This is a genomic window from Oleiphilus sp. HI0066 (assembly GCF_001635725.1).
Genome location: NZ_LWFH01000886.1, coordinates 63,613 through 72,213, shown reverse-complemented (window position 1 = coordinate 72,213; position 8,601 = coordinate 63,613). Strand labels below are relative to the sequence as shown.

Below are 8,601 nucleotides of genomic sequence, written 5' to 3'. Positions count from 1 at the left end.
TTGTATACATAGTATAACTTTACGTTGTATAGTTATCGGCATTATAAGGTGTTAATTATGGGCTATACGTATGTCGAACCTAGAAAAATATGATGCGGTTGTAATTGGAGCAGGGAACGGCGGGCTGACAGCTGCGGCAACTCTGGCGCGAGGTGGCGCGAAAACTTTGCTGCTTGAACGGCACAATATTCCTGGCGGTTGCGCGACCTCTTTTGTTCGAGGCGATTTTGAATTCGAAGTTGCCTTGCATCAATTGAGCGGCTTAGGGACAGAAAAAAATCCTTTCATCATGCGCAAGATTTTTAACGAATTAGGTGTGATGGACAAAGTGGAGTTTGTTGAAGAGCACCACCTCTATCGTATGACGATTAAAGATGAGTTCGATATTACCTTGCCTGCTAGTTGGAAAGGCATTCGAGAAGTTCTCATCGAAAATTTCCCCAATGAAGAACAAGGTATCAAAGATTTCATGTTGCTCTGTGAGCGTGTTGTTCTTGAGAGCTTTATGGGTTTTAAAGCTGCGCTCAAGATGAATAGCGCAGACATGCTTATGAAAAACAGTAAGCATTATGCGGAGCATGGTTTGCGTTCTGCTAAATCTGTTTTGGATGAGCATTTTTCTGACGAGCAATTAAAAACTCTGTTGGCTGCTTACTGGTGTTATTTGGGTCAAGCGCCAAGAAACATTAACTTTGTTGACCTCGCCATGATGCTTTATGCCTATGGCGTATTTAAACCATGGCACATTAAAGGTGGCTCACAAGCGCTTTCAAATGCCTTGCTTGAATCGTTCTTGGAAGCTGGCGGCGAAGTTCAGTTCAATGCGGCTGTTGATCAAATTATTACCGATAAATCGGGCGACAAGCCCAAAGTCATTGCTATTCACACTGAACATGGTGACGTATACGAAACCGAACAAGTGATTTCAAACGCAAGTTCGGTCGTAACTTTTGTCGATTTGCTGGATACAGATGAGTTACCAGAAGGTATCTCTCAAGACTTCAAGTCCCGTGAAATCGGTACCTCAGCATTCTGCTTATACATTGGCTTAGATTGCCCGCCAGAAACCTTAGGCATCGAGAACGCCTCGACGTTTATGGGGACGACCATGGACGAGGATTTAATGGTTGAAACGATGGCGACATCGAAGCCTCCTGTGGCGACTATGCTCACCTGTTATAACGTTGATGACCCAAGCTTTGCTCCTCCGGGTAAGAGCCAAGTGTCTTTGCTGTGTTTGCAGTATGGGAAAGTGTGGGATGACGTTCCGGTCGACGACTATGCCGATACGAAGTATGCCTTTGCGGAACACCTTATCGGGCAAGCAGAAGAATTCTTCCCGGGCTTTCGCTCTCACATAGAAGAAATTGAAGTCGCTACGCCACTGACAATGCAGCGTTACTTGAACACTCCGGGCGGCTCTATTTACGGTTTCATTCAAAACCCAGAAGACGGCGAGATTCATCGTCCTCGGTATGATCAAGTAGAAGGTTTACACATGGCAGGCTGCTGGCAGGGCATGGGTGGATTCCAACCTACGTATATGGTCGGCCAATCCACTGCAAAAGCAGTGTTGAAAAAGCTAAAAGCACAGCGTTTAGCTGAGCAAGATCAAACCCAGACTCAAGATGTGAAGGAGCCTGCAAATGTCTAACCAATATATTAATAACAAAGAACAATTACTGAGTAACTTGGTTGGTTATGTCGAGAGTCGAGAGTTAATCGCACAGCGAGAGAAAACAGGCTCAGATTTTAGTGAAGATAAAGGTAAAAACACTGCTGAGATTGCAAAGCTTCATCCAAGGCGTTTGAACCTAGAAGTCACCGAGATCTTTCAAGAAACGCCATCGACGAAAACGTTTCGTGTTCGCAGCGCTAGGGGGGCATTGCCTCCATTTCAGGCCGGGCAATATATTAATTTGTTCGTGAACATCGATGGTGTCGAAACTGCGCGCCCGTATGCCATTTCTTCTTGTCCGACACATCGTGATTACTACGACCTCACCGTAAAAATTGTTAAAGGTGGTTTTGTTACTAACTACTTACTCAATGACGTTGAAGTGGGTCAGACATTTTCAGCGACGAGCCCTATGGGAACGTTCTATTACAACCCAATTATACATGGCAAAAAGCTTGTTTTCTTAGCGGGTGGTTCGGGCGGTGCGCCAGCGCGAGCAATGATCGAAAGCATCTTAAGCCGTGGAGTAGATGCTGATTTTTATTTGGTTTACGGCAATAGCTTTGCAGAGGACGTAATATTCCAGGATACCTTTCGCGCGCTGGCTCAAAAGCACGAAAATTTCCATGTGACGGAAGTGATTTCACGCCCAGAAGAAGGGTATGAAGGGTTAACGGGATATCTAACTGGCGAGCTTATCAATGAAGTGGTAAGCGGAGTTGATGAGGTCATGTTTTATGTCTGTGGCCCAACCCCGTTTAATGATTTTTGTAAATCGGAGCTTAAAGCTTTGGGTGTTGCTGATAAGCGTATTCGAATTGAATGCAATGGCCCGCCAAAGAACCCAAGTTCGATTCAAAACTGGCCAACCGAGGTGAGTGAAGAAGAGATGGTGACCGTGAAGGTGCGAGGCAAAGGTGAGTTCAAAGCACAAGTTGGCGAACCTTTATTAAATAGCCTTGAGCGTAGCGGTTATTTCGTTGAGAACGCTTGTCGCTCAGGTGAATGCAGTTTATGCCGTGTGAAATTGGTGGAAGGCGAAGTATTTAACCCGCCTGAAGCGAAGCTCAGAAAATCGGATGAAACGTTTGGTTGGGTGCACTCGTGCGTAGCGTTCCCAACCTCAGATATTGAAATCTTGTATTAGTTTTATAGCGAACGGTTTAGAGCGGGGATTTGATCTGGACTTGTGTCGATGTAGCAGCGAGATAATCGCGAATGCTCATCTTGTCAGGAATACTCAAATGGCCATCGATTAATAGGGTGGCCAGTCCGTGCACCATAGCCCATGCGCCTTGGGCGCGGACACTGTTGCTGACTTTGGTTTGAGGTGCTTTTGAAAATGCATCGACTAACAGAGCATGAGGGCGTTTGCTGCTCTTGGATAGATCTTCTGACATTTCTGGTGCGATTTGCGTTTGGCTAAGCATTAACTTGTAAAGAGCAGGGTTGTTGATTGCGTACTCAATGTATTGCGTACCGTAATCGAGAATCAGCGTTAACGGAGCTTGGCCAACATTGGCTTGCTCCATGCGCGCATGGAGTTGTTCAAAGCCTGATGCTGCGATCGCTTGAAATAACTCAGTCTTGTTTTTGAAGTGTGCGTAAGGGGCCATATGGCTGACACCCACTTCGCTGGCTAAGGATCGCAAAGACAGTGCTTCTGCCCCTCGCGTCGTCAGCAGATCTAAAGCGGCGTTGACGAGCGCAGTTTTAAGGTCGCCATGATGATAATTTTTCTCGCTGGCTTTGGGATTGCTTGAGTTGCTATGTGGAACTTCGTTACTCACGTGCTGTCTTTATGATTCGTTGTGAACTGAAAAAATAAAATGAGCCGCAAACATATCAGGTTCGTATACAGAGTTAAATGTTTGCAGTGCAGAACGATTGTCGCAACGGATAGCGTCGTGTTTCGTTCGACAAGCTTTCGTGCTGCTTCGAACATTCAGCGCGTAACACGAGAATAAACACAAATGAAAAAAGTGACGCTCAGCCATTACACCATTCAAGCACTTCGCGACGAAGGTGCTTCGCATGTGTTCATGATTCCAGGTGGATATGTCGATAATTTCTCTGAAGCTCTTGTGGATGTAGAAGGTATTGAAGCGGTTGTGTGTGCAAGTGAGGCTGGTGCTGCCTATATGGCAGACGGGTTCGCGCGGTCAGCCGGACGCTTTTCAATATGTATGGGAATCTCGGGTCCTGGTGCGAGCAACATGATCACGGGGCTGAGTGCTAGCCAAGCAGATCAAGTACCCGTACTTGCTATTACGGGCGACTCCCCCCTAGTTTGGCGCAATCGTCAATCGATTCAAGACCCTGGCGCGATGGGTTTAAAAACCACTCAGCTGTTATCTCTCGTGAGTGATGTTCAAGAAGAAGTGGTCGATGTGTATGCGCTCGATAGTCATATTAGAAATTTGATGCCCGTACTAAAAGGGCAGAAACAAGGTGTTGGGCATTTGTCCTTACCTCTTGATATTCAGTTAGAAGAAAAGCCCTTCACTTATAATGCATCGAGTGTTGAAAGCACTGATGGAACAGACTGCGATACAGCAGGATTAACACAGGCAATGCATTGTATCTCGCGATGCAAAAATGTTGTGATTCTGGCAGGTTCTGGTGTTCGCAAATCAGGCGCATTTAGTCAGCTCCAAGCTTTTGCAGAAAATTATTCAATTCCCGTCGCTACGACGATGAGTGCGAAAGGCGACTTCCCTGAAGATCATCCGCTTTCTATGGGTGTTTTTGGCTGGGCAGGTTCGGCACTTGCTAATGAAACCTTACTGAGCAAAGAGATTGATTGCTTGATCGTGATCGGTTCTCGCTTGGGACAAATCAATACCATGAATTGGTCCTCAGCTTTAGCTGAAAAGCGCGCTTTGATTCAGATAGATCTTGACGCTAGGCACCTTAATAAAACCTATCGTGCTGATCATGCGATTGTGTCCGATGCATGTCAGGCATTACGTTATATGGCCAGTGGTGATTGCTCTGCCCAGATTGTTCAACGACTGGATGCCAACAAGCATGCTCGTGAAGCATGGCTAGAGGCGAAGAAGCAGCTTTTACCTTCTTACTACGACAAAGCGACGCGCTCATCGAATGCTATTCCTTTGCATCCTGCGCGTGCGATTGCGGAGTTATCGAAGATCGCACCTGAGAACACTCAGTTATTTGTTGATAATGGCGCGCATACTTTTTTTGCGACACATCATTGGCAGATAATCCGCCCACATCAGTACTTCAATATCATTAAATATTCAGGCGCGATGGGGTGGGCAATTGCAGCAAGTATCGGAGCGAAAATAGCTCGACCAGATCAACCATGCATTGCTGTCGTTGGAGATGGTTGTATGCTCATGCAAGGCATGGAAATTCAAACAGCGGCGCGATACAACTTACGCGGTATGATATTTGTGGTGCTCAACAATAAGGCGCATGGCAACCCTAAACTACGGACAGAAGGGTTTACGGAAGAGGCGGGCGCTTTAACCGATATCGTTGATCATGATTGGGCAGGGTTTGCGCAATCTTTGGGCGTAAAAGGCATATCTGTCTCAGATCCGCATCAATTATCTGCTGTGTATGACGAAGCTATGCAGGCAGCGGGGCCTGTGCTGATTGACGTGAAATGCGGATTGTATCCAACACCGACGAAGGTATTTGATGAAACGTTTATGGAAGAATTTAATCGTTATATCGGTCGAGATAGCCGCACGCAAAAACTATTAGAAGAAGTGAATTATGACAGCTCAAAATCAGAACCTTCATTCAACTGAAGATCGTCGCGATGTGATCGCAAAACTTGAAGAACTTGCGCCAGACTTTGTGGGTATGATTTCCGACTTTGCTTTGGGCAAAGTCTATGACCGCCCTGTATTGGATGATCAGCTGAAAGAGGTTGTTGCGATTACAGCTTTAATTAGTTTGGGATCAGAGCGTTTGCAAGGTCATTTGGAGTCGGCATTGGCCAAAGGTTTTAGTAAAGAACAATTAACCGAAGTGATTATGCTCTCGAGTATTTATATTGGATTTCCGCGCGCGATCGACGCCATGCTTGTGTTGCACTCACTCACCGATGAAGCCTAATAGCCAATACTTAAGACCTGATAGCTAATATCTTAAAGCAATACCTGATAAACAGTGCCTAATGCAAAGTTGCTCATCCCTGAGTGTGTAAATTCTCGGGTCGCTTGATACGTATCAACACTATAAAAATGCTCCTCGCATACAGTACTATGACTTGAGTCATGACGACGAAGAAAAATAAATCGAGGAGCGAGCCATGCCAATACATCATAACCAGGTCGAAGCCTGCGTCGACGATGTGATTTCTTCATTAAACAGCAATATCGTGATGGGCATACCCTTAGGTATTGGAAAGCCTGTGCAGTTTGTGAATGCGCTGTATGCGAGAGCGAAAGCTGATTCCTCTATTAATCTTCGTATTATTACTGCTTTATCGTTAGAGCGACCTAAGCCTTCTGCTGGCTTAGAATCTCGGTTCTTAGAACCCGTATTTGAGCGCTTGTTTGGGGGGTATGTAGAGCTTGATTACGTGCAGGATCTGAAGCGCCAGAAGATTCCAGACAATATCGAAATTTGCGAGTTCTTTCTTAAGTCCGGAAGCATGCTCGCGAATAACTATGCGCAGCAGCATTATATTTCGAGTAATTACACGCACGTTGCGCGCGATATGATTGATATGGGGGCGAACTTACTAGCGCAACAGGTATCGCAAGGCGTTTATCAAGACAAACCTTATTTGTCGCTAAGCAGCAACACCGATGTGACGGTTGACCTGCTACCTCTTATCGAACAAGAGAAAGCGAAAGGACGCAACATTAAGCTGGTCGCGCAAATAAATCAGAAACTTCCCTTCATGCTGAATGATGCGCTGATTGCGCCTCAGAATTTCGATTTTATCGTCGATAACGAAGCTTATTACACGCCTTTGTTTTCGCCGCCGAATATGCCTGTCACGCCCGTTGATTTCGCGGTTGGTATGCATGCGAGCACCTTGATTAAAGATGGAGGTACGTTGCAAATTGGTATTGGTTCGTTAGGTGACGCGATTGTTTACGCTTGTATGTTGCGTAACACCGACACTGAAAAATATCAGCAAGTATTGTCAGAGTTAGGTATTGCAGGTTATGCCCAACTTGTTGAAAAAATTGGTGACCTGACGCCCTTTAAAACCGGCTTATACGGTTCGAGTGAAATGTTTGTGAATGGCTTTTTGCATTTGATTCAGCAAGGCATTCTGAAGCGAAAAGTATACGAAGACGTTCACATTCAAAAACTTATTAACGAAGGGCGTTTGACCGAAGATCTAAAACCTGATCATCTCGATGCCTTGGTTGAGGTAGGATTCCTTGGCGACATCATTCATGCGGGCGATGTTTCCCGCGCCAAGAGGTTTGGTATTTTCAATGAGCGTGTCGACTGGAGTGATGGACAAGTCACGCTAGACGATAGGCCAATTGGTGAGCGCGTCCGTGACACCGAATTGGTTGCACAGCTAAAAGCGGAAGGCTTAGGTAGACAATTAAAACAAGGCATCGTGATGCATGGCGGCTTCTTCCTTGGGCCGAAAGATTTTTACGAAGCACTGCATCAAATGAGTCAAGATGAGTTGTTAAGTATCTGCATGACAGGTGTTGGTCATGTGAATCAGCTCATGGTGAATGAAGAGTTAGTTGTTGAACAACGCAAACATGCGCGCTTCATCAACACGGGATTGATGGCCACGCTTAATGGCGCGGTCGTTTCTGATGGATTAGATAACGGCAAAATTGTTTCTGGGGTGGGCGGCCAATATAACTTTGTTTCAATGGCGCACGCCTTGCCTGATGCACGCTCGATATTGCTGATTCGTGCAACGCGAATGAGCAAAGGGGAAGTGAGTTCTAATATTGTCTTCAATTATGGGCACACGACAATTCCTCGTCATTTGAGAGATATCGTAATTACCGAATATGGCGTTGCAGATCTGCGTGGTAAAACGGATGCTCAAGTGATGAAGGCAATGCTGAATATTACTGATTCACGCTTTCAAGAAAGTCTATTAGAACAAGCAAAGGCAGCGGGTAAGATCGAATCCAGTTATCAGATACCAGCAGAATTTCAGGCGAATACACCAGAGTCAATCAATCAGGTGATCGAGAATTATCGTCTGAACGGCTTGTTCCCAGCATTTCCACTGGGGACTGATTTTACGGAGCAAGAACTTCAAATTGGCGCCTGTTTGAAGCAGCTAAAAGCGCTTCAGAGCGACAAAATGAAAATGTTTAAAACACTCTTCAAAGCCTTTACTGATGGCGATCACTCAGAACAAGCAAAGCCTTTCTTGGAACGTATGGCCTTAGTAGAAACTAGTAGCAAGAAAGAAGAAGTAGAAAAGAAACTGCTTATTCATGAATTGCTTGAAGCTGGCTTAATTTCTTAGCTTTCTGACATTTGCAGTAGAGCTGTGCTGTTCACCCAACAGAACAGCCGATATGGCTAGTTGAGAACGGATACACAATTCAAAAGAATCATGGCATTATGCGCGCCGTAACGAACTCGCTAAGGCGCAAAACGATGTCAGAGACACTACCTAACTGTCCGAGTTGCCAGTCTGAATACGTATATCAGGATCGATCTTTACTGATTTGTCCTGAATGCGGTTTTGAGTGGGACCCCAATCAAGTGGACGATGTTCCTGTTCTGAAAGATGCCGTCGGTAATGACCTCGTTGAAGGCGATAAAGTGACGCTCGTGAAAGACCTCAAAGTAAAAGGTACTTCAACAACCTTGAAGGTGGGCACCAAAGCCACGATCAAGCGTTTTGTTGATGGTGACCATGATATTGACTGCAAAGTGGAGGGCGCAGGCCCGATGATGCTTAAGTCGAAGTTTGTCAAAAAATCTAATTAAAC

7 protein-coding genes are annotated in these 8,601 nt (G+C 45.5%); 6 read left to right on the top strand and 1 reads right to left on the bottom strand.

Annotated elements, in window-relative coordinates:
- The first annotated feature begins 70 nt into the window (after positions 1-70).
- Complete coding sequence (locus A3738_RS10455; protein ID WP_068477942.1) at positions 71-1,654, top strand: NAD(P)/FAD-dependent oxidoreductase; 1,584 nt, start codon at positions 71-73, stop codon at positions 1,652-1,654.
- Positions 1,647-2,825, top strand: coding sequence for an FAD-binding oxidoreductase (locus A3738_RS10450; protein ID WP_068477944.1), 1,179 nt, complete (start codon positions 1,647-1,649; stop codon positions 2,823-2,825). The genes A3738_RS10455 and A3738_RS10450 overlap by 8 nt, the downstream gene beginning before the upstream one ends.
- Before the next feature lie 16 nt (positions 2,826-2,841).
- Here A3738_RS10450 and A3738_RS10445 read toward each other — a convergent pair whose 3' ends face one another.
- Positions 2,842-3,468, bottom strand: coding sequence for a TetR/AcrR family transcriptional regulator (locus A3738_RS10445; RefSeq protein ID WP_068477951.1), 627 nt, complete (start codon positions 3,466-3,468; stop codon positions 2,842-2,844).
- A 183-nt stretch (positions 3,469-3,651) separates the two neighbouring features.
- Between A3738_RS10445 and A3738_RS10440 the strand changes: the two genes are divergently transcribed.
- The 4 genes from A3738_RS10440 to A3738_RS10425 all read left to right on the top strand — a co-directional run bounded on the left by A3738_RS10440 (position 3,652) and on the right by A3738_RS10425 (position 8,599).
- On the top strand, positions 3,652-5,460 hold the full coding sequence (locus A3738_RS10440) for a thiamine pyrophosphate-binding protein (RefSeq protein WP_068477952.1): 1,809 nt from the start codon (positions 3,652-3,654) through the stop codon (positions 5,458-5,460).
- Entirely contained in the window at positions 5,426-5,770 is a 345-nt protein-coding gene (locus tag A3738_RS10435) for a carboxymuconolactone decarboxylase family protein (RefSeq protein ID WP_068477539.1), read from the top strand. Before A3738_RS10440 ends, A3738_RS10435 begins: the two co-directional genes overlap by 35 nt.
- Positions 5,771-5,966: 196 nt before the next feature.
- Entirely contained in the window at positions 5,967-8,129 is a 2,163-nt protein-coding gene (locus tag A3738_RS10430; RefSeq protein ID WP_068477954.1) for an acetyl-CoA hydrolase/transferase C-terminal domain-containing protein, read from the top strand.
- Between the two features lie 134 nt (positions 8,130-8,263).
- Positions 8,264-8,599, top strand: coding sequence for a zinc ribbon domain-containing protein YjdM (locus A3738_RS10425; RefSeq protein ID WP_068477959.1), 336 nt, complete (start codon positions 8,264-8,266; stop codon positions 8,597-8,599).
- Positions 8,600-8,601 lie beyond the last annotated feature (2 nt).

Bases quoted from the DNA above. Each gene is read 5' to 3' on its own strand.
- A3738_RS10455 (WP_068477942.1), top strand. From the start codon at position 71: ATGTCGAACCTAGAAAAATATGATGCGGTTGTAATTGGAGCAGGGAAC.
- A3738_RS10450 (WP_068477944.1), top strand. From the start codon at position 1,647: ATGTCTAACCAATATATTAATAACAAAGAACAATTACTGAGTAACTTG.
- A3738_RS10440 (WP_068477952.1), top strand. From the start codon at position 3,652: ATGAAAAAAGTGACGCTCAGCCATTACACCATTCAAGCACTTCGCGAC.
- A3738_RS10435 (WP_068477539.1), top strand. From the start codon at position 5,426: ATGACAGCTCAAAATCAGAACCTTCATTCAACTGAAGATCGTCGCGAT.
- A3738_RS10430 (WP_068477954.1), top strand. From the start codon at position 5,967: ATGCCAATACATCATAACCAGGTCGAAGCCTGCGTCGACGATGTGATT.
- A3738_RS10425 (WP_068477959.1), top strand. From the start codon at position 8,264: ATGTCAGAGACACTACCTAACTGTCCGAGTTGCCAGTCTGAATACGTA.